Source organism: Planktothricoides raciborskii GIHE-MW2, assembly GCF_040564635.1.
Classification (GTDB): domain Bacteria; phylum Cyanobacteriota; class Cyanobacteriia; order Cyanobacteriales; family Laspinemataceae; genus Planktothricoides; species Planktothricoides raciborskii.
Map to the genome: position 1 here is coordinate 4,594,975 of NZ_CP159837.1, position 24,606 is coordinate 4,619,580.

General features: G+C 43.6%; 25 protein-coding genes. 11 read left to right on the forward strand and 14 right to left on the reverse strand.

Translation table 11 applies throughout. The features are described from left to right. Positions 1 to 437: 437 nt before the first annotated feature. The 9 genes from mrdA to ABWT76_RS19840 all read left to right on the forward strand — a co-directional run bounded on the left by mrdA (position 438) and on the right by ABWT76_RS19840 (position 10,342). Entirely contained in the window at positions 438 to 2,228 is a 1,791-nt protein-coding gene (gene mrdA, locus ABWT76_RS19800; RefSeq protein WP_354634840.1) for a penicillin-binding protein 2, read from the forward strand. A 499-nt stretch (positions 2,229 to 2,727) separates the two neighbouring features. Continuing rightward, entirely contained in the window at positions 2,728 to 3,426 is a 699-nt protein-coding gene (locus ABWT76_RS19805; protein ID WP_054465298.1) for a hypothetical protein, read from the forward strand. Positions 3,427 to 3,480: 54 nt separating this feature from the next. After that, the gene (locus tag ABWT76_RS19810; RefSeq protein WP_054465297.1) at positions 3,481 to 4,068 is read left to right on the forward strand and encodes a DUF1822 family protein; all 588 of its coding nucleotides are present in this window, start codon (positions 3,481 to 3,483) and stop codon (positions 4,066 to 4,068) included. 228 nt (positions 4,069 to 4,296) lie between these two features. Further along, complete coding sequence (locus ABWT76_RS19815; protein ID WP_054465361.1) at positions 4,297 to 5,472, forward strand: F420-0--gamma-glutamyl ligase; 1,176 nt, start codon at positions 4,297 to 4,299, stop codon at positions 5,470 to 5,472. Positions 5,473 to 5,682: 210 nt separating this feature from the next. Then, the gene (locus ABWT76_RS19820) at positions 5,683 to 6,915 is read left to right on the forward strand and encodes a GNAT family N-acetyltransferase (protein WP_054465296.1); all 1,233 of its coding nucleotides are present in this window, start codon (positions 5,683 to 5,685) and stop codon (positions 6,913 to 6,915) included. 107 nt (positions 6,916 to 7,022) lie between these two features. Continuing rightward, the gene (gene ruvX, locus ABWT76_RS19825) at positions 7,023 to 7,517 is read left to right on the forward strand and encodes a Holliday junction resolvase RuvX (protein ID WP_190877264.1); all 495 of its coding nucleotides are present in this window, start codon (positions 7,023 to 7,025) and stop codon (positions 7,515 to 7,517) included. A gap of 426 nt (positions 7,518 to 7,943) precedes the next feature. Next, entirely contained in the window at positions 7,944 to 8,522 is a 579-nt protein-coding gene (locus ABWT76_RS19830) for a DUF3727 domain-containing protein (RefSeq protein WP_054465294.1), read from the forward strand. A 149-nt stretch (positions 8,523 to 8,671) separates the two neighbouring features. Beyond that, positions 8,672 to 9,697, forward strand: a complete 1,026-nt coding sequence (gene mltG / locus ABWT76_RS19835) for an endolytic transglycosylase MltG (RefSeq protein ID WP_313890597.1) — start codon at positions 8,672 to 8,674, stop codon at positions 9,695 to 9,697. Between the two features lie 126 nt (positions 9,698 to 9,823). Then, the gene (locus tag ABWT76_RS19840; RefSeq protein WP_054465292.1) at positions 9,824 to 10,342 is read left to right on the forward strand and encodes a YqeG family HAD IIIA-type phosphatase; all 519 of its coding nucleotides are present in this window, start codon (positions 9,824 to 9,826) and stop codon (positions 10,340 to 10,342) included. A gap of 368 nt (positions 10,343 to 10,710) precedes the next feature. Here the strand turns inward: ABWT76_RS19840 and ABWT76_RS19845 are convergent, their stop codons facing one another. From ABWT76_RS19845 to ABWT76_RS19855, 3 genes are all read right to left on the reverse strand, one after another. Next, positions 10,711 to 10,869 (reverse strand): hypothetical protein, encoded by a 159-nt coding sequence (locus tag ABWT76_RS19845; protein WP_231636662.1) that lies wholly within the window; start codon positions 10,867 to 10,869, stop codon positions 10,711 to 10,713. Between the two features lie 24 nt (positions 10,870 to 10,893). After that, entirely contained in the window at positions 10,894 to 11,382 is a 489-nt protein-coding gene (locus ABWT76_RS19850) for a hypothetical protein (RefSeq protein WP_313890601.1), read from the reverse strand. A 75-nt stretch (positions 11,383 to 11,457) separates the two neighbouring features. Continuing rightward, positions 11,458 to 12,867 carry an adenylate/guanylate cyclase domain-containing protein gene (locus ABWT76_RS19855; protein WP_054465359.1) on the reverse strand — a complete coding sequence of 470 codons (1,410 nt, stop codon included), beginning with the start codon at positions 12,865 to 12,867 and terminating at the stop codon, positions 11,458 to 11,460. A gap of 347 nt (positions 12,868 to 13,214) precedes the next feature. On the opposite strand from ABWT76_RS19855, the gene ABWT76_RS19860 reads away from it, so the two are divergent. Beyond that, positions 13,215 to 13,940 carry a trans-aconitate 2-methyltransferase gene (locus tag ABWT76_RS19860; RefSeq protein ID WP_054465290.1) on the forward strand — a complete coding sequence of 242 codons (726 nt, stop codon included), beginning with the start codon at positions 13,215 to 13,217 and terminating at the stop codon, positions 13,938 to 13,940. A 184-nt stretch (positions 13,941 to 14,124) separates the two neighbouring features. On the opposite strand, the gene ABWT76_RS19865 is transcribed toward ABWT76_RS19860, so the two are convergent. The 9 genes from ABWT76_RS19865 to ABWT76_RS19905 form a co-directional block, all read right to left on the reverse strand. Next, a complete protein-coding gene (locus tag ABWT76_RS19865) occupies positions 14,125 to 16,008 on the reverse strand; it encodes a DUF3370 family protein (protein ID WP_354634841.1) in 1,884 nt (627 codons plus the stop codon). Positions 16,009 to 16,121: 113 nt separating this feature from the next. Then, positions 16,122 to 16,466 (reverse strand): nucleoside triphosphate pyrophosphohydrolase, encoded by a 345-nt coding sequence (locus ABWT76_RS19870; RefSeq protein ID WP_054465288.1) that lies wholly within the window; start codon positions 16,464 to 16,466, stop codon positions 16,122 to 16,124. A gap of 82 nt (positions 16,467 to 16,548) precedes the next feature. Then, the gene (locus ABWT76_RS19875) at positions 16,549 to 18,621 is read right to left on the reverse strand and encodes an AAA family ATPase (protein WP_054465287.1); all 2,073 of its coding nucleotides are present in this window, start codon (positions 18,619 to 18,621) and stop codon (positions 16,549 to 16,551) included. Then, positions 18,618 to 18,866 carry a hypothetical protein gene (locus tag ABWT76_RS19880; protein ID WP_054465286.1) on the reverse strand — a complete coding sequence of 83 codons (249 nt, stop codon included), beginning with the start codon at positions 18,864 to 18,866 and terminating at the stop codon, positions 18,618 to 18,620. Before ABWT76_RS19880 ends, ABWT76_RS19875 begins: the two co-directional genes overlap by 4 nt. Positions 18,867 to 19,357: 491 nt before the next feature. Beyond that, positions 19,358 to 20,740 carry a DNA phosphorothioation system restriction enzyme gene (locus ABWT76_RS19885; protein ID WP_197285233.1) on the reverse strand — a complete coding sequence of 461 codons (1,383 nt, stop codon included), beginning with the start codon at positions 20,738 to 20,740 and terminating at the stop codon, positions 19,358 to 19,360. A gap of 435 nt (positions 20,741 to 21,175) precedes the next feature. Then, positions 21,176 to 21,364 carry a hypothetical protein gene (locus ABWT76_RS19890; RefSeq protein WP_354634842.1) on the reverse strand — a complete coding sequence of 63 codons (189 nt, stop codon included), beginning with the start codon at positions 21,362 to 21,364 and terminating at the stop codon, positions 21,176 to 21,178. A gap of 10 nt (positions 21,365 to 21,374) precedes the next feature. Then, a complete protein-coding gene (locus ABWT76_RS19895) occupies positions 21,375 to 21,626 on the reverse strand; it encodes a hypothetical protein (protein ID WP_354634843.1) in 252 nt (83 codons plus the stop codon). After that, positions 21,627 to 21,752, reverse strand: a complete 126-nt coding sequence (locus tag ABWT76_RS19900; protein ID WP_255353158.1) for a hypothetical protein — start codon at positions 21,750 to 21,752, stop codon at positions 21,627 to 21,629. A gap of 47 nt (positions 21,753 to 21,799) precedes the next feature. Further along, a complete protein-coding gene (locus ABWT76_RS19905) occupies positions 21,800 to 22,042 on the reverse strand; it encodes a hypothetical protein (RefSeq protein WP_156331580.1) in 243 nt (80 codons plus the stop codon). A gap of 82 nt (positions 22,043 to 22,124) precedes the next feature. Here ABWT76_RS19905 and ABWT76_RS19910 point away from each other — a divergent pair, with 82 nt between their 5' ends. Beyond that, positions 22,125 to 22,439, forward strand: coding sequence for a caspase family protein (locus ABWT76_RS19910; protein ID WP_190877268.1), 315 nt, complete (start codon positions 22,125 to 22,127; stop codon positions 22,437 to 22,439). A 649-nt stretch (positions 22,440 to 23,088) separates the two neighbouring features. On the opposite strand, the gene ABWT76_RS19915 is transcribed toward ABWT76_RS19910, so the two are convergent. Then, complete coding sequence (locus tag ABWT76_RS19915) at positions 23,089 to 24,156, reverse strand: glycerate kinase (protein ID WP_354634845.1); 1,068 nt, start codon at positions 24,154 to 24,156, stop codon at positions 23,089 to 23,091. Between the two features lie 4 nt (positions 24,157 to 24,160). Continuing rightward, positions 24,161 to 24,493: a DUF565 domain-containing protein gene (locus tag ABWT76_RS19920; protein WP_054465282.1), complete on the reverse strand. Its 333-nt coding sequence runs from the start codon at positions 24,491 to 24,493 to the stop codon at positions 24,161 to 24,163. Positions 24,494 to 24,606 lie beyond the last annotated feature (113 nt).

The window sequence follows — 24,606 nt, forward strand, 5'->3', positions numbered from 1 at the left end:
CTACCGAGCCGATCGGAATTCGCGATCGAATCTCTTTCTGGAAATTTTAATCTCTGTTCAAATTTTTTCATTGCATTTTAGTAAATAGTAATGGATTAGTAATGGATTAGTAATGGATGCCTTCAGATATGGGGAAGAGCGATCGCCGATTTTTTCCTGAACTGGAAAGCCAAGAAACGAATGGGAAGATTGCCCTCTCCAGGAATCACTGATGAATCTCTCTCTAGCTTATGGCGGGATTCCCGCTTCGGGATCCGATATGCACGCGGAATCGCCCGCTGCCAAAGTGGGTTAAGCCGTGCCTAAGCCACTTCTGGTCGTCCCCTAAAAGTCAGAAGATCAACCCTTCAACTTCTGACTAAAATCAGCCAACAATAGCTGTTATTTACCATAACCTAAAGAAGGATATGCAATAATTGCCGCAAATAGCCATAATTATGACCTTGATGCAGTTTTACTCAGATCGCCAGAAATCTAAACTTCGTACCGTCGGACAACATTATCAGTCTTTTGTGATCATGGGACTGGTAAGTTTAATGCTGTTTGGTGGCATTGTCTGGCGTTTAGCCTATTTGCAATTAGTCGAAGGCGATCGCTTTCGAGCAGTGGCCGATGAAAACCGAATTCGTCTAATTGCCAAACAACCAGCCAGAGGCAATATATTCGACCGGAAAGGCAGAATTATGGCGACTTCTCGGCTATCCAAAGCGCTATTTGTTTGGCCGAGATCCCACAGTCGCGAAGAATGGCAGCCCATTCTTAAACGCATCTCTCAAATTCTGAATATCCCTGACACTGAGTTATCTAAACTGATCGAAAGAGCCGAAAATGGCTATGACTCTACGCAGCAAATCCGCATCGCCAGGGGTTTGACAGCGGAACAAGCCACCTTAATTGGCGAATTCAGTAATGAATTACCCGGAGTAGACGTGGAATATGAAGCCCTCCGTTACTATCCCAACGGCACTCTGGCGGCTCATGTTTTAGGTTATACCGGCGAAGTGGATGAAGTATCTTTAGTTGAACTTAAACCCAAAGGATATCGTCTGGGTGACATTATTGGTCAGTTAGGGGTTGAAGCTGGTTTAGAGCAGAAATTGCGAGGTAAATGGGGTGGTCGGCGCGTAGAAGTGGATAATATGGGTCAAATTATCAAGTTTTTGGGTGAAGAACCCGCCCAAGCTGGACAAGATGTGACTTTGACCATTGACCTGGATATCCAAAGGGCCGCCGAAAAAGCCCTGGGCGATACCCAGGGAGCCATTGTAGTCATGGATCCGAACGATGGGGCGATTTTAGCGATGGTCAGCCGCCCGGTCTATGACCCGAATGTGTTCTCTCAACCTGTGACCGAAGAAATTTGGCAACAAGTTCAAGGATCCGATCACCCATTTGTCAATCGGGCTTTGCGAGGCTTCCCCCCTGCCAGCACCTTTAAAATTATTACCACCGTTGCCGCCCTCAAGTCTGGCAAGTTTGATCCCTATACGGTGCTACCCACTTATCCGTACATTATTGCTGGCGGCATCCAGTTTTGGGATTGGAACCAGGCTGGTTTTGGCCCTTTAGGATTTGATGGAGCGATGGCTTGGAGTAGTGATACTTTCTTTTATCAAGTGGGCATGACTATCGGTGGACCAACTTTAATTGAATGGACGAGAAGGTTTAGCTTTGGCTCCAAGACTGGCATCGAGTTGGCCGCCGAAGAAGACCCCGGACTGGTGGCTGATGATGCCTGGAAACGCAAGTATAGAGACGAAGAATGGTTTGAAGGCGATACGGTGAATATGTCCATTGGTCAAGGGTTTCTGCTGGCTACCCCTCTGCAAGTAGCCTTGATGAATGCAGTCCCTGCTAATGGCGGCTATCTGGTGCAACCTCACTTGCTTAAGGATAATCCAGAAGCGAAAAAAAATCGGCGATCGGTTGGATTAAGTAAGGACGCCCTCAAGGTCTTACAATCAGGTTTACGACAGGTGGTGACATCAGGAACAGGTCAGGTGATGAATGTACCCACGATTCCCCCAAATGCGGGGAAGACAGGTACGGCTGAAGATCCGCCGCGTCTATCCCATGCTTGGTATGGCGGCTATGCCCCTTATGACAAACCAGAAATTGTGGTGGTGGTTTTTGGGGAAAATTCTGGCGGTGGTGGTGGGGGTTTTGCCGCACCCAAGGCACTGCAAGTTATGGAAGATTATTTTAAAATGAAGAAAGGCAAGAAATAATCTGAGATATTTGCTGCCGTGGGCGGATGTCCTGCTACGTCCGATTCATGTCTTGCTAGGTCGCCAAATGTCGCAACATAAAGACTGGCGATCGCGTCTAGTCCTTTGTTAGTTGTCCCGGAGTTTTTGATTGATTCAGCCCCGCGAATTCATCGGCAGTGACACGGAACAAGACGATCCCGCCAACCTGCCTTTTTAAGCTGGGGCGGGATTAGCCCACTGCCATTCTCCCCATCTCCCTGTTCGACTTGGCCGAATTTCTCAATCTGTAGCCTCTGGGGATCGGGCGTGAAGCGAAGAGCAACCAAGAGGAACCGCTGTCTTCCCTCGATAAAAATTAATCAAACATTAATTTTTGATGAATTTTTGATTAATGTTTGATGCATTGTTGGTCAAAGGCCGATCGCCGCAACGCAAAAATTACTCTCTTGGCAACGGAAGTGTAATATGATACAAGTTAGACAGGAAAAAAACTTACCTATTTTCAGGGGGATATGGTTTGCAGGCCAGGGAGATCGAACCGAAACTCAAACAACTGATTAAACTAGCCTCGGTCGTGGAGCCAATTCTCGCCAAACGGCTAGAGGAAATCTGGCGCTGGATTAAAGACATCAAGTCCGGTTACCTGCTGCAAAAAAAATTTTTAATGGGATTTCTCCTAGAACTGACTAAGGATGCAGAAATTTGGTTAGAGTTGGAAGTCCTAAATCCTGATGAAAGAAAATGTTTTTTAGATCAGCTAACTCCTACGGTAAGATATTGGTATGAAGAGCTATTTCCCACCTGGTTTCGCGATCGCGATCAAAAATTTTATATTTGGAAACAAAAATTAAGATCGGGAGAATTTAATCCCACGGATACTGAATTGATTAAGGCGATCGCGGATCAAATTCAACAGCGTCACGGCAACGTTGTTCATCGCTATATTGCTGATTTTTCTATGGCCACTGATGTGATTGTCAGTAGTGAGAAAGGCCAGCCCCTCTGTGTTCAAATTACCACGGTTTCTGATGAATATTCTCAAATGAAATATGATAAATGGGAATATACTTTACGCCAGTGGAACATAGAACGCGGGTTATTTATTAGTTTTAATCCCAGTCAGGAGGAGTTCATTGTTCAAGTGGTCAACTTAGTTTTATATAATAGTAAAAATTTGCCCAAGCAAAATTACTTAAAATTCACTTTTAACAAGTGAATTCAAATAAAAAACAAAAAATAAAAACATTATAACTGTTGAAAAAAGCCATCCATGAGCATAACTACTAGCAATCTCAGCAATAAAGACAGACTGGAGAGAATTTGGCATTTACTACAAGATGCAGAGAAATTACAGCAAGAAAGAATTAACTCTGGCTTTGATTATGTCAATCTTTATGTTGAAGATGTCGAAAGCGATTGGCTAGAAAATTGGGGTGAGGATGTCACCGAGTTGCCCGTCAGACTTCGGCAGTGGTTTCACAATGTTTTTGAACCTGATTGGCATTCAATTGAGGAGATTTTTGACCCCGCAGCCACCAAGATTTCTTTACAAACCGCTGGGGTAAAACGCGCCAAGTTGATTGACCTGGAATCTCAAGTTGCCCTAATTGTCACGCTGAAAAACGAGTCCTCGACAAAAACCAGCATTCTTTTACAAGTTCATGGGACGGATTTACATTATCTCCCAGAAAACCTGCTGATGACTGTGCTTTCTCCTTTGGGAGTCGTTCTCGGTTGCGCGATCGCCCATCAGACCAGTGAGGTGATTCAATTGGAGTTTACGGTTGAACGAGGAGAAGAGTTTACCGTTGAGATCAAATCTGGCTGCCTGACGGTGACACAAAACTTTTTAATGTAAAGTGGTTGGTTGTTGGTTGTTGGTTGTTGGTTGTTGGTTGTTGTTATAAAGCGAGAATAACGAATAACGAACAACAACCAACAAATAACGAACAACAACCAACAAATAACGAATAACGAACAACGAACAACAAATAACGAATAACGAATCTTGCGGAAATCCTGTGGTGATGCAAGCATAATAAACTCATTATGTAATTTTGAGTTTATTTTTGGAGGATTTGTGGCGATCGCAGAAACAATTGGACTGGGATTAGGTGCGGCAGCCCTCGTGCTCGGTGTCGCTGGTGTGTCCCTAGAGTTGCAATACCGCCGCCGACCGGGGAATGATTTAGAACTGACCACCGGCTTATGGCAACAAGAAACCTTGTCTCCCCAGCATTGGCAATTAGTGGGGGTAATGGAGTTTCGCAACCTGACGCCCAACTTGGAAATTATGCTGCCCCAAGTGTCTGCGGAGGTGACGTTACTGTCTGAGGGCAGTTTGACGAAAATTCAGACTCAGACTCACGTGAAATCGATGCATCCAGATACCCCAGCCCGGGCTGATGGCTATTGGGATGCCTATATTGTTAAAGTGCGTAAAATCACGCAAATGTCGGTTACGATTGATATTCAAGGGGAGAATCTCAGCGATCTGCAAACCGCTTGGATCAAAATTAATTACCTGACTTATGGCCCCGAAGGACGCATTCCCAAGGTTAAACATATTATTGTGCCGTTAAAGTTTCCCAATCCGGCAGAAAATCCGGCGTGGCGAGAAGTTCCCGCAGCCAAGGGTCAAGTGTTGCCGGTGAAAACTCATTTGCTGACCAATTCCGACGATCCGGTGGGGGTGGTGAAGCGATATGTCCTGCCTCATGCTAAACCGGGAGATATTGTGGCAATTGGGGAAACTCCCGTGGCGATTATGCAAGGACGGTGGCGAGATCCCAGTCAAGTTAAGCCCGGATTTGTGGCTAAACGATTATGTTATTTTTTCTTACCCACTTCCAGTTTAGCTACCGCTTGTGGGTTACAGTCTTTGGTAGATGTGGTAGGCCCGGTGCGAGTATTTTTGGCCTTTGTTGGTGGGGCGATCGCCAGGGTATTTGGTTATCGTGGCGCTTTTTACCAGTTAGCTGGGGAACAAGCCCGTTTAATCGATGATGTCACCGGCACTTTGCCGCCTTACGATCAATTTATTGTCCTCGGCCCGGAAAATCCCCAGCAAGTGGTGGATCGAATTAAACGAGAAACTGATATTTCAGCGGCGATCGTCGATGTGAACGACTTGAAAGCAGTTAAGATATTGGCAGCAACCTCTGATATTTCCTCTGACTTCTTAGAAGCCGCTTTAAGAAATAATCCCGCAGGCAATGGTAACGAACAAACTCCGGTTGTGTTAATTCGCCAGACTGCTTAATTGCTCTGAGGATTGCTCTAAGGAAATCACGTCTTGAAGCAAGCCGATCGGGGTTAGGCATGGTCTAACCCCGGAAAAAAAAGAAAATTGGCCAAAATTGTCTCACTGGGAACAGCAGAAAGCCGCACCGATCCTTTGTCACTATCGGTTTTGTGCGGCAGCGATCGCGCCCTAAAATCTTACCTTTATAATCTTTCTCCCTAAATCAATATGAGTGTCAGTCTTCATCGAAATCGAAATGTCACGATTCGTCCTTTACAACAAAGGGATCTCGAAGCGGTAGAGCATCTACTGCAAATCGGCATTGAGCTAGAAACTCCTAGCTGTTCCATTGAAAAATGTTCTCTAGATATTCACCGGCAATTCCAACCGATTCGCACTTGGTATGGGTTGCTTAGGTTATTCAGTTTATTTCCCAATCCTTTGCAGCACCTATTATGTGCGCGGGTGGCTGAACGAGATAACCAAATTTTGGGATTGATTCAGATTGCGCCGTTTAATAGTACCCGCAGCACTTGGCGGGTTGAAAGAGTTGTGGTGGATCCGGGCGCAGACCATTTATTGATTGGTTCGATGCTGTTGCGCCACTGCTTAGAAGCAATTTGGGAAGCCCGGATGTGGTTGTTGGAAGTGAATGTGAATGATAAGGATGCTTTGGCCTTGTATCGTCATAATGGGTTTCAACCGTTAGCCCAGATGACTTATTGGGCGATCGCGCCTGAGTTGTTGACTCAGTTAACCCAGCGGGAACCGGACTTACCGAACTTGTTGCCTGTGAGCAATGCGGATGCTCATTTACTCTGTCAACTGGATATCGCCGCGATGCCCCCTCTGGTGCGTCAAGTGTTTGAACGCCATAAAAGTGACTTTCAAACCAGTTTTTTCCAAGCCATCCTCCAAGGGATCCGCCAATGGCTCGATCGCACCGAAGTGGTGAGTGGTTATGTGTTTGAACCCCAGCGCAAAGCCGCGATCGGTCATTTTCAACTGCGCTTATGTAAAGATGGCTCTTTTGCCCACCGAGGTAGTTTAACCGTTCATCCCGCTTATACCTGGCTATATCCAGAAATTCTCTCGCAAATGGCCCGCATTGCCAAAGATTTGCCCCCGCAGTCACTCCAACTGGCTTCCGCAGATTATCAACCGGAACGAGAAGAGTATTTAGAACAAATCCGGGCGGAACGCATTGAACATACGATGTTGATGTCTCGTTCGGTCTGGCATAAACTCCGAGAATCTAAACGGGTTGCTTTGGATGCTTTGCAACTGACGGATATGCTGCCCGGTTTATCCCCAGTCCGCAAGCCCATCCCCAGTCGGATTACCTGGTGGGGGAGTGAAATAGAATCCGCCGCCCCCTGTCGTCCCCCAGAGTCCTCGCGACCGAATATTGAAGATTCTCGTCAATGTTCGACCGGTGACGAAGGTCAATTTTCTAGCTAATTGTCCCGTTGGTTCACCGTGTTCCATACAAAGCACCCGTGGGGTTAGACTGGGTTGACGATGGTACAGGCGTTTATGGTTCATTTTCAAGGTTTTAACAGTTAACGGTGACAAAAAAAATCTCTGCTTTAGGTTTGGATCTCGGTAGAAAGCGAATTGGTGTCGCAGGTTGTGATGGCACGGGGTTGATTGCTACCGGGTTGGAGACTATCTACCGCAAATCTTTTGCCCAGGTGGTCGCCAACCTAGAAGCAATTATCCGCGATCGCGAAGTCCAAGTCCTCGTCGTCGGTTTACCTTATTCGATGGATGGCACCGTTGGGCTCCAAGCTCGACAGATCCTCAAATTTGCTCAAGCGCTCTCTACGGCTTTACAGTTACCTGTGGAGTATGTGGATGAGCGCTTAACTTCTTTTCAGGCGGAAGAAATGCTCAAGGCGGAAAATATTTCCCCTTCCCGAAATAAGGGGCTGATCGATCGCAAAGCCGCTGCCCTGATTTTGCAGCAATGGTTAGATGACCGTCGGCAAAAGCTATCAGCCCTCACCCCTGAACCCGGAACCCTCAGCCAGGATGAGGAGAGAGGAACCGTTGACGGTTGACGGTTGACGGTTGACGGTTGTCCCGAATGACCCGAATGTCCTATTCCTTGCTCTCCGGCACTCCTATGATGGCGGTTCTTTGCTGAGTGTGAATTTCCCCGTTCCCTTAGCAAATAACTTTCTAGCAAATAATTTTATAACTAATAACGAATAAATAATAACGAGTAACTAACCAAGAACAAACAACCAACAACGACAGACCAACAACAACCAATGGTCAATCATTAATTTTTGACACTCGGCCAGATGTCCCAAGGCCGTGATATTCTGAATGTGTCTTTAGATTAGGCCACTATATGACCGAAGATATTTTAGCATGGGTAATTCATCGCCAAACTATCGTCTAAAGAGTGACCCATTAATCAGTGTGTTAAATCAGCACTGATTGGTACTATTTGCTACAATATTCAATTGTTCTATAAGGTTATGACCCAATCAGAATTCCCACAAGAAAATGGAACCTTTTCCGCGAAATCTGTGACTGTAACTGATGAATTTGGGCGATCGCTCGCTTGTTATGTTGAGCATTCGTTTGAACTAAATGGGGAAAATTATGTGTTGCTTTTGCCGGTAGATGCCCCGGTAGAAATTTTTGCTTGGGCAGAAGATGACGATGATGAAGAACCCATTGCGATCGAAGACCCTGATGAGATTGATGAGATTTTTGAAACCGCCAAAGCGGTGCTAGAAGAACAAAATCTCACCCTCAAACGCACTGCTGTCACCCTAACCGTCAGTGGTGAACTTCCCGATTTACTAGAGGATGAGGCGGAGTCTTCTGAAGAAGAAGAAGGGTATGAGGAGTTACAACTGCTGGCTAGTTTTTATAATGAAGAGCAGGAGTATGCCATTTATACACCGCTAGATCCATTTTTTATTTTGGCTCGATTGGACGAAAATGGACAACCGCAATTACTCTCTGATGAAGAATTAGAAGAACTCGAACCGATGTTACCAAGCTTGGAAGGAATGATTGAAGAACACTTATTTAGTGAAATGAATTAAGTTTCATCATAATCAGGGTCGGAAATCTTCAGTTGACAAGTAATTAGGGGGGGGGAGAGATCGTGCTGAAAAGCAAACCCAAAAAAAATCCAACTAGGATCGTTACTCGTGTTTTCTTTTCTTTTCTGTTTTTTTGCGGATTGCTAGGAGTGGCTGGGTTGCAAGCTGGGGCCTGGTGGATGTCCGCCAGTGCGCCAATGGCTTCACCGTTTACAAAAGAGACCGATGAAGAGTCAAAACCCAAAGCGATCTATTTAGAAATCGCTTCGGGAACTCCGGGACAGCAAATCGGTACAAAATTAATCAACCAAGGGTTGATTCGGTCGGAAACCGCGTGGAAATTATGGACTCGCTGGCAAACTTTCCGAGAACCCAATGGTGGATTCCAGGCAGGGGCTTATGAGTTTTACCCAACGGAAGATTTGAATGCGATCGCCACTAAAATTTGGCGAGGATCGGTCGTTCAAGATGGCTACACGATCCGGGAAGGTTGGACACTGAAAAAGATGGCGGATTATCTTGAGTCCCTTGGTTTTTTCAGCGCTAAAGAATTCATGGCTGCCGCGTCAGAAATTCCCACCAATGAATTTCCCTGGCTACCCAAAGATATTCCTCACCTAGAAGGATTTTTATATCCAGACACTTATCATCTCAATAGCGATCAGATCAGTCCACAAGCAGTGATCCGCCAAATGCTAGGGCAATTTGAACGATTAGTCCTGCCAGTTTATGAAGCCGGGAAAGCCCAAACTAATTACAGTTTAAAAGAATGGGTGACTCTGGCTAGTATTGTTGAAAGAGAAGCGGTGATCGCACAAGAACGTCCGCTGATTGCTGGGGTATTTGCCAGACGATTAGAAGAAGGAATTCCTCTGGGTGCTGACCCAACCGTTGAATATGGATTAGGGGTGACACAAACTCCCGATCGCCCTTTAACTTGGGAACAAGTTGAGACTCCTTCTCCTTATAATACTTATCTCAATGTGGGTTTACCTCCAACTCCCATTGGCTCACCAGGACTGCCGAGTTTAACAGCGAGTTTAAATCCGCAAAAAACTGAATATTTGTATTTTGTCGCTCGCTATGATGGCACTCATGTATTTAGCCGTACCTTGGCCGAACATCAAAAAGCGCAGGAGGAAATTCACGATCGCCGAGATGGGGCGCGACAATAGTTATCCTGGTCAAACCATTAAGTGTGAAGTTCGAGGCAATATCGCCTAACTTCACACTTTATTAATTCTTAATTGGTTGTTAATATTATTATTACTATTTTAGCGTAAAATAAAGAGTAAAATACCATGTCTTGGGGCAAACTTTTAGAACCGGATCTCGTTTTGGGCAGTTCAGTTTTGACGATTACTCCAGAATTAATTCAGCAACATCATCTCAAAGGACTGGTTTTAGATGTTGATGAAACTCTGGTGCCAATTAATCAAGATCATATCTCCGATGAGTTACAACAATGGGTGAGTGAAATTCGACAAGTCGCTAGTTTATGGTTGGTTAGTAATAATGTGATTTCAGCCCGGATTGCTCGTATCGGAGATGCCCTGAATTTGCCTTATATTGCTGGGGCGGCTAAACCATCCCGTCGGAAGTTAAGACAAGCGGTGGAGCAAATGCAGTTGCCGGTGGAACAATTAGCGATGGTGGGCGATCGCCTCTTTACCGATGTTCTCGCAGGCAATCGGTTAGGAATGTTTACTATTTTAGTAGAACCATTAGTCGATCCCGCTGAAGGATTGGGCATGGCTCGCTTACGCTCGTTTGAAGTTTGGTTTTCCCAAGTTTTGGGGGCGACACTCACCCATAAGTAGCGGCTATAACCTTTTACCATCCTAATTTTGCGAGATTATAAAGAAATTATTAAGGTATTGGCAATTTTGCCAAAGTTATGCAAACATATAGTTAGTTCAAATGGGGTCAGCCCAGATAAAGACCCTAGCCATCAAAACATATATACCTTGAAAGCCAAACTTCAGTCTGAAGTTTGGTTTTCTATTTGAAATCCATCAGGAATCCATCAAAAAAACGATGGTTTTTTAAACAGTAAAATAGGCTACATTTTTTCAGGTTTTTCCTGGGACAGAGAAACCGGGTTTCTGCCTAAAATTTGATATAACATTTACCTGAATCAAGAAACCGGGTTTCTTGACTCTAAGATACCCATGATGTAGGACGTTGCCTATTTTTTCACCCCATCACTTTTCACCCCATCACTTTTCACCCCATCACAAAGGTTTCGGTCTTTTGCTTCCACCAGAGGATTGTGGTGCAAATAATCCCGTACCCAGTCGCAGCCATAAGCTAGTTTTTTCAGGTATGAATTTTTGCTAAATCCCAAATAATCACGGTGCGTTCGCGAAGCTCAGGAAAGGGAATCGTCGCTCCCAGAAACCACAAAGTCAGCATCCGGGGTAAAGGCAACCCTGACCACCATGCCGGTATGTCCGGGCAAATTGGCTAGTAATTCTCCTTGCCAGTTCCACAGCTTTACCGTATTATCTACACCCCCAGTGGCAATGGTTTGACCATCGGGACTAAATGCGACTCTGGTGATGCCTCTACTCTGCCCGTTAATGGTTTTCACTAGGGTGCCATCTAATTTCCAGAGTTTTACGGTGTCATCCCGACTGCTAGAGGCAATCAAATCCCCTTGGGGACTAATGGCGACGCCCCAAACCGCACCCCCTTGATGATTCAATGTGGCCAAAAGTGTGCCATCGGTTTGCCATAATTTCACGGTGCCATCTTTACTGGCAGAGGCGATCACTTTACCGTCTGGGGTAAAGGCTAATTTCCAAATTCTTTCATTATGGGCGACTATACTTGAGAGCGCTTTTAGAAATTTCTCTATTTTTTGCTTTCACGGTCAATCGGCCACTGTCAGCGGTCTACTGACTATTCGATCTCTAAAAATGTCAAAATTAGTCTAACTATCTGATTTTTTCAGTAAATAGGTCGTCATTTTTCCTTTGCCTTTAATATGAATTTTTCCCCGTGGCTGGAAAGAATATTTGTTTTTCAGCAGATTGTAGGTAGATTCTGTCACCTGAATTTCTCCAGGAATGCCGTGGGACTCCATGCGAGAGGCAGTATTGACCGCATCACCCCATAGGTCATAGATAAATTTTTTGGTGCCAATGACTCCAGCGATCGCTGCCCCGGTATTGATGCCAATTCGCATGGTTAAATCGGATTTATTTTGGGCATTAAAATCGGCGATCGCATCTTGCATATCCAGGGCCATTGCCGCGATCGCTTCGGCGTGATCCGGTCTGGGAATGGGCAAACCTCCCACCACCATATACGCATCCCCAATGGTTTTTATTTTTTCTAATTGATGTTTTTCGCTTAAGCGATCAAAGGCAGAAAAAATATGGTTTAATAATTGGACTAAATCAGCGGGGGATGTTTGTTGGGAAAGTTGGGTAAAGCCGACAATATCCGCAAACAAAATCGTTACTGAGGCAAATCCATCGGCAATGTGATTTTCTCCATTCTTTAATTTTTTTGCGATCGCAGTGGGTAAAATATTTAAGAGTAAAGTTTCCGATTTTTGCTGTTCGCCTCGTAACATTTCTTCCGCTTGTTTTCGTTCGGCAATTTCTTGATGGACTCTTTCAAACATTTGCTTAAACGCTTGCATAACTTCTCCTAATTCATCAGTTCTTTGCACGGAACAAGAATAAAAGTCTGGGGTGGGTAAGTCTTGACTCAGGGCTTCTCCCGCCCCTAGGATGTCATCGCGCAGTTGCAATACAGGAAAAATTACCGTTTTTCCTAAGACAAACATCGTTGTTGAAGTGACTACGAGAGAAATTAAGACTACTAAGCCAGCAATTCGGGCTTTATATGCCCATAATTCTATGCCAATTAAAGATACATCATGGCGCAAAATTAATATGTAGTTTCCCGGAATATGTTCTAATTTCCAAGCCAGATCGTATCGATCCAGATCGTGCGGCTTGAGTTTGAGGCGATCGCTCATTACCTGTTCCCAATCAAGGGAGGGAATTTCTCCAAATTGATGGAGAGTCTTTCCCTGACTATCATAGAGAATTCCGCCGATAATTTTGCCAAACATTGTTTCAATTTTTAGTCGCCGTAATTGCACTATAAATTCTTGACTAGAAATCATCGGGTAGGTTTGAATTAGCCAACTGACTTTGGCCGAGGATACCTCGGTTAATTGCTCTAGAAGTTCTTGTTCTCGTCGCTGCGCTGAAGGGATTAAAATTATGGCTTCAATGGCAATTAAACTGAGAAATACCCAAAAAACGATTCTTTTAGATAATCTAGCTTTAATCAAGTAAAACAATGAGAGCTTTTTGTCATGCATAGAGAAAATTAAAAAGACTGAACCCAATAAAACCATGAACACCCTGGGTAAATTCTAGCGGATGAAGTTACGATTGCGCGATCGGTGCTGATGGTCGAGAATTATTGCTTATTGCTTATTGCTTATTATTTTTAACAAAATAACCAATAACCGTCAGCCCCCGTGCAGAGGGGGGTCAACAGTCAAAAGTCAACAGTCAACAGTCAACAGTCAACAAAATAGCGATCGCGATCGGGAATCATCCGGAAAAATCACTGAAATATTAGATTAATCAGGTACAATAAAATTGGGTGAATTTCTACAATCAAGAGGCAATTCTCCAATTCAATTTAAGGGAATTTGAATTTATGCAAGAGATATTTCCTGGAGAACTTTTCCTAAATCTGACTGACTACGATCGCAACATTCGACAACTATTGCCCCGTTATGATGAAATGCTGGATCTGCTTGTACATTGCATTCCACCGAATACTCGACAGTTGTTAGAACTGGGTTGTGGGACGGGTGAACTCACGGGCAAAATCCTCAGTCGATTTCCGGAAATTGAAATTGTCGCCGTGGATTATTCTCCTCGAATGCTAGATTTTGCCAGTGTGAAAATTGACAAATTTGGCTATGGAGAACAAGTCCATTGGATTAAAGCTGATTTTGGCAATTTAGCCAGCCTGAATGCACCTTTGGCTCCCAAAAATGGGTTTGATGTTTGTTTGTCATCTTTGGCTATTCACCATTTAACAGATCCAATGAAAGAAAAAGTGTTTCAATGGATTGGCGAAAATTTACAGCCAAACGGTTGTTTTTGGAATGGGGATTTGGTGTTGCCCGATTTACCTAACCTCGTGGAATTTTATCAAAAAACTCGCGAAGAATGGGCGGTGAGTCACGGAAATACTTTGAGCAAACTTCGAGAGCAAATTGCCCCAACGAAACCCGAAGGGTATTCCCATGAACAGGAAATGGGTGATTTATTAGATCAGTTGGCTATGTTGAAAAACGTCGGCTTTCATCCGGTGATGGTGCCCTGGAAATATTATCAATTAGCCATATTTGGCGGCTATCGATCGCCGGGTTAATGCCGGTTTAATCTTGATTTTTAATTAAGCAAGCGATCGAGAACAAGAGACTAGACAATTCTTTAATACCGGCATCGATGCCCCCAACCGATAGCGGAAAAGGGCGCCACTCGGCTTTTTAGCTTGGGAAAGCCTGAATTGTCTAATATCTTGTTTTTTCTATCAATCATATAGGGACGGGGTTTTAATTTTTCGACCCCTCATTTTTTACCGTTAAAACTTGGGGAGGTGTAGCATCTGGGGGATAAAGGAAATTCACTTGAATGCGGGTGTGAGAACCCGGTAACATGGTCAAGGTGACTAAAGGTTTGCCCTCATTTCCTTCCGGTTGAACTAAGTGAAAATAGCGGGTATGTTCTTCCCCCACTTCGTCCAGATAACTGACTCGGACAGTTCCTCGGAAAAAGATGCGATCGCTCCCATTTAAAAATACTAATTCACTTTGATTCGGTGGGTCGGCTTCGCTATTTTTTAAAGGGGAAGAAAATATCACTGATATCGTCTGAGTTGCACGGGTTTTATTCTGCAATGGCACAATTAAGTCATATTCTATGCCATAATTGGCATGAGCAAAATAGGCGGTATCTGGATAACGAACTAACATTTTAGCACTTTGCACTTGTTGAGTACCCAATGTGACCTGATGAATGGTGGCAATGGGATAAGAAAAGGCTTGTCCAGGGTTGGGAATACTCAAGAATGAACTGTTAGAATTATCGGTAATTTGCCCTTTCCATTGGGTGCCCTGGGATACTCCCGCTACTCGACTAAATACAATGGGAAATTTCACCTCCGGTTCTAAGGGAGTGGGCACCGAATCCCTAGGAGAAACTAATTTACCTGTGACTAATAAATTGCGCCATTCCTCCACCGTGGGCGATCGATAGCTACCATCGGCATTTTTCGGCGCTTTCATGGCCAAATTCGCCAAATAAATTCGGCCATTACTCGACAACCGCATCATGGTAGATCGCGCATTAGAAACCGGCACCCGATTACCCAGAGGAATCGGTAAATTTAATAACATTTGATATCCTTTGGCAGGAATATCAATATATTTAGGAAAAATGGCCTGTCTTCGTTGGCGTAAAACCTCATTCATCACCCGACTACCCGGCCCAGAAAAAACATCCCCAAAGCTGTTATCCACCATCGGTGGTAAATTGATAAAAAAAGCATCAGGAGAAGTCAAATAACTCGCTCCTGTCAAAACTTCCACCACCACCGTTTCATTCGTAGGATTATGCATCAAAATTCCTTGATAAAACGGATGGGTTTCTGCCTGATCTCGGGCGCGGGTAATATGGTGAGTGAACACATCAAACCTACCCGTAAAAGGAAAATTTAAATGCGCTGTTGGCACTTGTTTGCCCGTGGGGGGAAATGTAGATAATAAAATTCCCGAATTTTCCACTACTTCCGGACTATTACTATTAAAAGTAGGAATTGAATCTAGCCCTCCCGGTAAGGGGCGAATTTCTCCAGATAATTGCTGCACTCTGGAAATATATTCTTCAGGTACACCGGGAATTTGTAACGCTTGAGTTAATAAAGTGGCAATTTCACCTCTGGTGGCACTTTGATTCGCTTTTAGTTCTTTTACGTTGGGATAATTTACTACCAGGGAGCCAATTGTGGCAGCGGCAATCATGTTTTTAGCGTAATTAGGAATTTGCATAGCATCATTGAAAGCACTGGCAAGAATTCGATCAACATCGGTTGGGGCTTTTAACTTCAGTTGGGCCGCCACCACAATAATAGCTTGAACTCTAGGAATTTGCTGATTGGGCTTAAAACTAAAATCGGGATATCCCACAAAAAATGCTTTTTCTGAAGCGGTTTTAATGGCTCGATACGCCCAGTAGTTTTCCGGTACATCTTTAAAGTTAACCGCCGTCTGTACCACTGGGGCATTGGCAAATAAATTACACATTAGTACCGCAAATTCTGCCCGAGTCACTGGGGCATTGGGGCGATAATTGCGATCAGGATAACCGCTGACCAGGTTTCGTTTAGCTAGTTGGATAATGCATTCTTTTGCCCAATGATTATCAATATCAGAAAACATAATCTTCCTCACTGAATAAATTACTTATGGTAATAGGCAACGGGGAACGGGGAAGAGGGAACGGGGAAGAGGGAAGAGGGAAGAGGGAATAGTAAAAATTTTTGATCGATAAATTATTTAGCCTGAGAATCCGAGGATTCTTCAGTCCAAAGCAGTTGAATTCGCTGTTTAAAGCCACCCCGTTCTATGCGGCGTTGTTTTTGTTTTTTCAGGATAGCATCTAGGGATAAACCATAAGTCTCGATTAGGGCATCGAGGACTTCATATAAATCGGCCAATTCCGTTAATAAATGTTCCGCATCAGATTCAGCGAGTTCTTGGGCTTCTTCGATAATTTTTTTTCTTAATAACTGACGATATTCTGTTTCCGATAGGGTACTAATCTCAAAATCTAGACCCGCTTCAAGCAGAATTTCTGGAATGCGATCGCGCACTAGCTTATTATATTCTTTTTTCATATAGTAAAAAATGCATTTAATTGGGGTTATCGATCGGCTGGACATTGCCCACCCGACCATCGATCGCTAATCGTTAATTGCCCTAAAAATCTCTCGGTTCTACTTCTAAAATCTCCGTATATTCAAATTGATTAGGACTACGGCGAACCAAGGGATACAACACTCCTCCCAACTCAATCGAATCTTCCTGACAATCAGATTTTGGGGAATTATATACCAGCACATATTCTCGACCAATATAATTAGCCATTTCAGTTTCCACCTCTCCCCTCCATTGAGTTTTTGTGACTAAAACCACTAACTGATTGGCCAATTCTGGTAATATTTTAGCAATTTGTCGCCGATAAATTTGATCCAAACTGCCAAAGGGAGAATCCATCACAATGGGAAAAGTGCTACTATCCGGCGCCATCATTAAGCTATTTTTTTTACTCCATTCTCGCACCCCATCAATAATCCCGCCAATAAATGACAAGCTCAAAATTTGATTTTCTCCAGTCGAAGCAGCCACATAAGCCTCTTTTCCGGTAGTATTTTCTACCAGGGTCAACTCATATTTATCGCTAATTTTTGGCACATATGGGGTAAATGAAATACTGCTAAATATCTCCTGTACCCGCTTTTCTAATTGGCTTTTAAACTGAGACTCTAAGCGATTTCTCACTTCAGTTAGTCGCTCGATCGCATCTTGGGTAGCAGCAATTCGACGCTGGGCGAGGACTTGCCGATACTCATTCATTTGTTGGGCATCAATTTCTTTGTCTAACCGTTCGATTTCCTGCTTTAAATTATCAATTTGTTGCTGAGTGGATCCGACTTCTCGGTCTAAATCGCTAATCGCTTGTTCGGTTTCGTCCAATTGATTTTGGAGATTTTGAATATCTTCATCGGGATATTTTCTTAATTTATTTTTTGTGTCATCTAGGTGATTTTCCAACTTAGAAATTTCAATTCTATACTGATTAATATTATCTTGCTGTTGGTCTACTTCTTGCCAAAACTGCGGCTGCATTTTATCCAGTTCATCTACTTGGGCAATCATGCGAATCGTCGTTTCTTCCACATCAGCACTCCCAGCTTTTTCCATCCAAGCGTGAACTTGTTGATAGCGATCGCTTCCCAAAGTCAGGGGTTCTCCACAAATACACTTTTGTCGTTCTAATAAATCTTGGAGAAATTGCTGCTGAATCCCACTGGTTAACTCACCTTTTTCCCGCAATGATTCCACAATCGAACGAAAATCGGCGATTCTTTCTAACAATAACACCGTATAGCCCCGGGTTGAAATTTCCTTTTTTAAATTATCTTTTGCCTGCTTTAGTTGTTCGCGTAACGATTCCAGTTGGGCTTCGATTTGATTTCGTAAAGTTTGCAACTCTTCAGCGCCACCGAGTTCTAATAACCGCTGATTTAGGGTGCGTTTAACTTCCGACTTTTCCGTTAAACTAGCGGCAATTTCTTTTTGCCGATTTGCCATTTCTTCTATTTCTTGTTCTTGCTTACGTTTATCTTGTAAGAACTTTTTAGTTAGGGGATTGCCAATTCCCCGTAAATCAGTTTCTAAAGATTTTTTGGCTTCTTTCAGATGTCTAATTCCTCGGTTTAAGACTTCTACGCCCAAAAGTTCTTTAGTGGCGATCGCAATTTCATCCTTTTTATCATCTCGAACGATATGTTCAATGCGTTCCCCATCAAAGAAAAAATATTGATGCAAACTTTCCGGCAAAATCCGCCCAATCACATCTTCTGGAGGTTGGGGGGGTGGCGACCAGCGACCATCTTCTCCAGCCACCAACATAAATAAATCACTTGGGCCATAATCAATACTATCTTGTTTCTTATAAGCCCGACATAACCGCTTCACTTGATAGCGTTTATTATCATGTTCAAACACAACCTCAACCCAGCATTCTACAGGTTTTCCCAAAGGGGCTTCGGTCATTGCCCGTTTATTTACCAGTTGATCTTCCGCCGCAAAAGCCGCTGTAAATTTATCGTACAATACCCAAGTAAACGCATTCAGTAAAGTGGTTTTTCCTGCGCCATTATTCCCGTGAATAATCGTCGTATTTAGCGTTCCCTTGGAAAAACTAATTTCTGGGCTTTTAGAATAAAATTGCCGAAAATTACACAAGTGCAAGGAAATTAATTTCATTGGATCACTTCTTTAATAATCTTTAAAATATCATCGTTAATGTAGCGAGGATTCTTTTGGTAGAGTTTGTCTTTCTCTACTTCCAAAACTTTCTGGATAATTGCTTGAACCTCCTCGGTAGCACTATTAATCGGTTCTTGAACATCATTTAGCTGTAATTTAGCGTGATAAGACGAACGCTTTTCCGCTAATGCTTTAGAAATAGTAGCAATTTTTGGCGGAATCGGATAATCATAGGCATTCATGCTTTAACCATATCCTTAAAATTACTAGATGTTTGGGGCTGATAAATCCGGCTACTGAAATAATCACTCTATTTTAGATCAACTTGACCAGGTACATGGAAATCTTTGCCTAAATACTTCTGCTTTCTTCTCCCTCCAGTCAGCGGGGGTTGCTTTTGGGGTGTGGGGCCGCTATCGGTGTGGGGTGTGGGGTCTGGGGGAAGAAAGTGATGCATTCGTAGGGGCTATATGGCCATTCGCCCGTACAAAAGTCGTAGGGGCGAATGGCCATATAGCCTGACGGATTATGCTTCGCAAGGACGCCCGTACAAAAGAAATATCACTATTCACTATTCACTATTCACTATTCACTATTCACTATTCACTATTCACTATTCCCTCTTCCCTACACCCTACACCCCAGACCCTACACGACGGCGGCTTCCCCCTACACCCTACACCCTACACCCTACACCCTACACCCCACACCCCAGAAGCCCAGAAGCCCCATGTCACAACCCATACTTGGCTTCAACTTTTCGCAAGGTGGCGCAAGCTTCCACCGCGTTATCCGCTAAATTAGCAAATTCTAAGAACCGTTTTAACTCTTTGCGTAATAAATTTCTTTCAACTTCTAAGGCATCACGATTTAAATTTGCTGGAGTGACAATGGTATCAAATAAAGTTGCATATTCTTTCCCCGGATAAGGGCGTAAAATTCTGCCCCGTCGTTGAATAAATTGTCGGGGATTTGTGCTACTGGCAAGAATTACGGCGGTGCGAATTGCCGGAATATCCACCCCTTCATCCAGACAGCGAATGGCTACTAATCCTTGCAGTTCTCCCGTTTCAAATTGTCGCCGTAATTCCTCTCGTTGTTCAATGGGATTTTCTGCCGTATATGTATTAATTCTATAGCCTAGTTCTAATCCCAAAATTCGGCAAACGGCAGTAATTTGACGCTGGCTTTCACTATCCAGAGATTGACTAGAACCTTCGCCACAATAAAATAACGTATGGCTAGTATGCAGGCGATTAGACATAATTTCTCTTAAAGCGGTTAACTTATTTTGGGCATTACCAATTAATCTCGCTCTTTGGATTAATAAATTACTGACTAATTCATTATCATCAAGATCGAGATCGGAATTTTTACTTAAAGCCCAGCCAATTCTGGTAGTTAATTTGTGATAAGTGATGCTTTCTTCTTCCGTGAGTTGGACTAAAGTTGGATAATAAAGATAATGAACTAGGGCGCCGAGGCGAATGGCATCCGCTAAGTTTAATTCTGGTTGCAATATTGAGCCAAAATAGTCAAAAATTGCTTGAGTGCCAATTTCGTCAAAATGGCGTTCAGGAGTGGCGGAAAGTGCTAGACGTAAACCTAGGTTACGGGGTAAACTTTCTTCTAAGCGTAAACTGCCTAAGTTATGGGCTTCATCGCCGACAATTAGGGTTTTTTCGGGAAAGTATTTTAGTTGAGATTGAAAGCTATCTTTGATTAGGGTTGAGTTGGTGGTGACGACTGTCAAAAAAGCTTGATTTCCCGCCCGAATATTGTATAATTGACTGGAAAGTAAACTCTGCCATTCGTAAACGCTTTCAAAGGCAAGCACCGGCTGAAGATTAAATCTTTCACATTCTCTTGCCCATTGGGTGACTAAATGTCGGTAAGGGCAAATGACTAGCAATACTTGCAAGCCAATTTTGTGATAAAGTTCGGTGGCGATCGCTAATGCGGTGATGGTTTTGCCGCTGCCGGTGGCCATTTTTAAAGTGCCACGACCCTGGTTAGCAAACCAACTGGCAACCGCTTGTTTTTGGTAATTTCTTAATTGAATTGTTTCAGGAATTTGTGGGCATCCTTGGGGGGGATTAACTGATGGTTGATTCACGGGTATATTGCCTGATTGATGAGGGAAGATGCAAGGGGTTATTTCATGGTACTGTAAATTAGGCAAAGAAACCGGGGCAAGAAACCCGGTTTCTGGGGGCGGGGTTTTTGGGTTGTTTGACTTCGGCAAATAAGAAACCGGGGCAAGAAACCGGGGCAAGAAACCGGGTTTCTATGACATTTGTTTGTTGGTGGCTTTCGATGGTCTAAAGAAACCCGGTTTCTGGGGTTGGGTGGCAAAGTTTGACGCAAGAAACCCGGTTTCTGGGGTTGGTGGCAAAGGTTGTCGCAAGAAACCCGGTTTCGGAGAAGAAGAAACCGGGTTTCTATTTTAATGTGGGTTTTCCGCAAAGTTTGTCGCAAGAAACCCGGTTTCTGAATTCTCGGTTAAATCGCAATAAGACAAATGTCACGATAGAATTTCCTCCATCAGTTGTTAGGGGGTCACAGGTTGACACTTTCCTTCAGCAAATTCTTTTTGTGCTTCTTGAACATCTTTTACTTTCTCGGATCGGCGCTGTTCTCTAATCCGATTTTGTAAAATATTAATCAGATTTTCTTGGTCTTCTAGGGGAAGGCGATCGCAGGCTTCCAATATGTCCGCAAAGGTTGTTTCTCTCATCATATTGGGTAAGTTATATTTTTTCTTCTGGTAGGGGTTCAAAAAACGCATCTCCCAGTTTTCCTGGAAGGATTCCAGGGGTACGCGGTTCGACTTCGCTTACCGTAAGTGTTTGGGGATTCTCTGAGTTTAATCTTAAACGGAAGTTATGAATAAAATCATAAATTTCTGTGAGATTTTCTGCGGGAATATCTTCTAGTTCTTGGATAATTTTGTCTATTAACATAAAGAATAAATTATTTTCTGTTTTTTTGAATATTTTCATTTAGCTGGTTTTTTTACCATTTCCGATTTTGTAAATTTGTAAAATATTAATCAGATTTTCTTGGTCTTCTAGGGGAAGGCGATCGCAGGCTTCCAATATGTCCGCAAAGGTTGTTTCTCTCATCATATTGGGTAAGTTATATTTTTTATGATAGCCGAGAAATCAATATTTTTCTAGTTTTGGCGATCGGCCAAGAAAGGCGATCGCGCATCCGTTGCCCATCCGTTGCCAATTGCCCATCCGTTGCCCATGACGCAAAGAAACCGGGGGAAGAAACCGGGGCAAGAAACCGGGTTTCTATGACATTTGTTTGTTGGTGGCTTTCGATGGTCTAAAGAAACCCGGTTTCTGGGGTTGGTGGCAAAGGTTATCTGAAGAAACCCGGTTTCTGGGGGTGGGTGGCAAAGGTTAAGCAAAGAAACCCGGTTTCTGAATAGTTGTAGGCAATATCAGAAAAAAATGACACTATATATATAAGGTGTGATGGAGCAAAAGACAATGACAGCAATTTTCCAGCAAGGTTTTGCCCTCGTGGTGGGGGTGGGCGGAGATTTACCGAATACCATCGATGATGCCAAAGGTTTGGCGAACATTCTCAAAGACGAGGGACGATGTGCCTATCCTACAAACCAAGTCAATTTATTAGTCAGCGAAGCCGCAATTCGCGAAAATATTCTCTCTGGATTAGATAATTTAGCCCAGACCAGCAACCCAGACGCTACAGTAGTGATTTATTTTTCTGGTCATGGCTATCACGTCGAGACATCCATCGGTAGTCAATATTATTTAATGCCTTTCTGGTGTCAGGACTGAGAAAAAATCATCCTCTTACTCAAACTGTTTGGCGGAATTATTTGCGGTTTTTGCAGCAGGTGGTGAGTGAGAATCGTTAAGGGGAGTTGTCAGCAGGGAGTTTGGCGATTATGGCGGATATGGAGGAGTGAGGAGGTGTGGGGAGTGTGGGAGGCCGCCATCGAGGTGTGGGAGGCCGCCATCGAGGTGTGGGGAGGTGTGGGGAGTTCATGCAAAGAAATCGGGTTTCTATTTTAATGTGGGTTGGGTGGCAAAGGTTGACTGCGTAAACCACACCCGTCGGGGATTAAAATCCCCGCCTCATAGCGTAAGTCGGTTAAAACCGACTAATCATGCTTGTAGCGATGAAAAGTTCAGTCGGTTTTAACCGACTTGCGCTATTAGCCAGGGAATTTATTCCCTGGCGGTTAATGTGGTTTATTCATTTAAAAAACGCTGTAAGAAACCGGGTTTCTATTTTAATGTTGGTTGGGTGGGAAAGGTTGTCGCAAGAAACCCGGTTTCGGAGAAGAAGAAACCGGGGCAAGAAACCGGGTTTCTATGACATTGGTTTGTTGGTGGCAAAGGTTATCTGAAGAAACCCGGTTTCTGGGGTTGGGTGGCAAAGGTTGACCAAAGAAACCCGGTTTCTGGGTTTGGGTGGCAAAGGTTAAGCAAAGAAACCCGGTTTCGGAGAATAAATTTGCCCGATGGATCGATCGCGATTAATGGTAATGACTAAATCCACCCATTGCGGATTTTTGATTAAGGGTTCAATAAATAACTCTGGATGTAAGGCTTGCCAAAAATAGTAAACAAATTGTTCAATTTCTGCATCACTCATCCCCGATTTACCGCTGGCAATCATCTCATGTTCGGCCTGTTTTCGCCATGCTAAACTTAAGCGATAATCCACCGGGTAGAGGACAATTAAACTATCTAACCGCTGCCAAAGAGGTAAATATTCTCGTAGTCTTTGATTATTATCTTGGGCAAAAAGGCGATCGCTTTCTGTAATAATTGGCCACGGGGCATTGTGCCAAATATCGCCCTCTACGGGACGAACTCCCACAAACCAACCCTCAAATAAAATAATTTCTGCACCATCAATTTTTTCAGGAGTGGTGCGATCGCCTGCCCCTTGATAAGCTGACTTATCAAACCGAGGAATCTCTATAAAATTTGGCGAATTTGTTTCTAATTTTAAAGGTTGCTGACGCAGTTTATCCAGCACTTGCAAACCCAATTCTACATCGTGGGTTCCTGGGGGGCCACGCCAAATTAATCGGGGGTCTAATTCCCGCAATTTTTGCCGTTCTGCATAAGTTTTATATAGGTCATCAATGGATAAACTTAAGGTGCGATTGCCTAATTCACGGAGAATCAAACTCAGCATTTTGCCCATTGTGGTTTTGCCCGTCCCCTGACCGCCTAAAATGCCTTGAATTAAGGGACGGTTTAATATTTTTTGCTTTGCCGCTAATTGCATAGCCAAAGGAATCCACAAATACCATAAAGTAGTCACGGGCAAATAGCCAAGAATATGGCCAACTTCTCCCACCACTGCCTCAAATAAATGCGATCGCTGCTGAAGCAGTTCCGTAATATTTTCTGGATCGATTCCCAACCCTAAACAACGTTTTTCATCCTGCAATTCCCAGGCTTCTAGCTGTTGCCATTCTTCCGGGTTGGGGCGGCGTCCCAGGGTCGCCCAATTTTGCAGAATTTGTGACCCCACTTTCTCAAGATGCAAGTTTAAAAGCCTCCAAAAATAAACAATACATAACACCAATTTTAAACCAGTTTATGGTTTGCAAAAATAAAGATTTAGTCCATTCGCTGTTAGACCGATAAATCAACCGACTATAGCTTTCAATAATAATCAAGAAAACCGCCGCCATTGTTACATCCAAATTTGCCCTTTGACCGGCGATACTGGCAATAAATTGTCCGGCGATAAAACCCAATAAAAACGCCAATAATTGTATAGAAGTTCGGCGCCAGGGATTCTTTAACCATTCATCTAAGCGATTTAAAGTTACATCTACCAGTGTATTTAGACGAGTGTTTTGCATAATTGGCGATTCCAGCATTGACCTAAATTCAATTCACCTATATTATACTATATTTATGGCATCCAGAGATACAGCCTGCTCAGAAATAATTCTATCGAATCTCAAAGTCCCTC

What these genes read in the sequence shown, in the direction of transcription:
- ABWT76_RS19920 (WP_054465282.1), bottom strand. Translation starts at nt 24,493, where the DNA reads ATGCAAAACACTCGTCTAAATACACTGGTAGATGTAACTTTAAATCGC.
- ABWT76_RS19880 (WP_054465286.1), bottom strand. Translation starts at nt 18,866, where the DNA reads ATGAATGCCTATGATTATCCGATTCCGCCAAAAATTGCTACTATTTCT.
- mrdA (WP_354634840.1), top strand. Translation starts at nt 438, where the DNA reads ATGACCTTGATGCAGTTTTACTCAGATCGCCAGAAATCTAAACTTCGT.
- ABWT76_RS19810 (WP_054465297.1), top strand. Translation starts at nt 3,481, where the DNA reads ATGAGCATAACTACTAGCAATCTCAGCAATAAAGACAGACTGGAGAGA.
- ABWT76_RS19870 (WP_054465288.1), bottom strand. Translation starts at nt 16,466, where the DNA reads ATGAAAAAAGAATATAATAAGCTAGTGCGCGATCGCATTCCAGAAATT.
- ABWT76_RS19875 (WP_054465287.1), bottom strand. Translation starts at nt 18,621, where the DNA reads ATGAAATTAATTTCCTTGCACTTGTGTAATTTTCGGCAATTTTATTCT.
- ABWT76_RS19890 (WP_354634842.1), bottom strand. Translation starts at nt 21,364, where the DNA reads ATGATGAGAGAAACAACCTTTGCGGACATATTGGAAGCCTGCGATCGC.
- ABWT76_RS19855 (WP_054465359.1), bottom strand. Translation starts at nt 12,867, where the DNA reads ATGCATGACAAAAAGCTCTCATTGTTTTACTTGATTAAAGCTAGATTA.
- ABWT76_RS19865 (WP_354634841.1), bottom strand. Translation starts at nt 16,008, where the DNA reads ATGTTTTCTGATATTGATAATCATTGGGCAAAAGAATGCATTATCCAA.
- ABWT76_RS19900 (WP_255353158.1), bottom strand. Translation starts at nt 21,752, where the DNA reads ATGATGAGAGAAACAACCTTTGCGGACATATTGGAAGCCTGCGATCGC.
- ABWT76_RS19895 (WP_354634843.1), bottom strand. Translation starts at nt 21,626, where the DNA reads ATGAAAATATTCAAAAAAACAGAAAATAATTTATTCTTTATGTTAATA.
- ABWT76_RS19830 (WP_054465294.1), top strand. Translation starts at nt 7,944, where the DNA reads ATGACCCAATCAGAATTCCCACAAGAAAATGGAACCTTTTCCGCGAAA.
- ABWT76_RS19860 (WP_054465290.1), top strand. Translation starts at nt 13,215, where the DNA reads ATGCAAGAGATATTTCCTGGAGAACTTTTCCTAAATCTGACTGACTAC.
- ABWT76_RS19820 (WP_054465296.1), top strand. Translation starts at nt 5,683, where the DNA reads ATGAGTGTCAGTCTTCATCGAAATCGAAATGTCACGATTCGTCCTTTA.
- ABWT76_RS19910 (WP_190877268.1), top strand. Translation starts at nt 22,125, where the DNA reads ATGACAGCAATTTTCCAGCAAGGTTTTGCCCTCGTGGTGGGGGTGGGC.
- ABWT76_RS19840 (WP_054465292.1), top strand. Translation starts at nt 9,824, where the DNA reads ATGTCTTGGGGCAAACTTTTAGAACCGGATCTCGTTTTGGGCAGTTCA.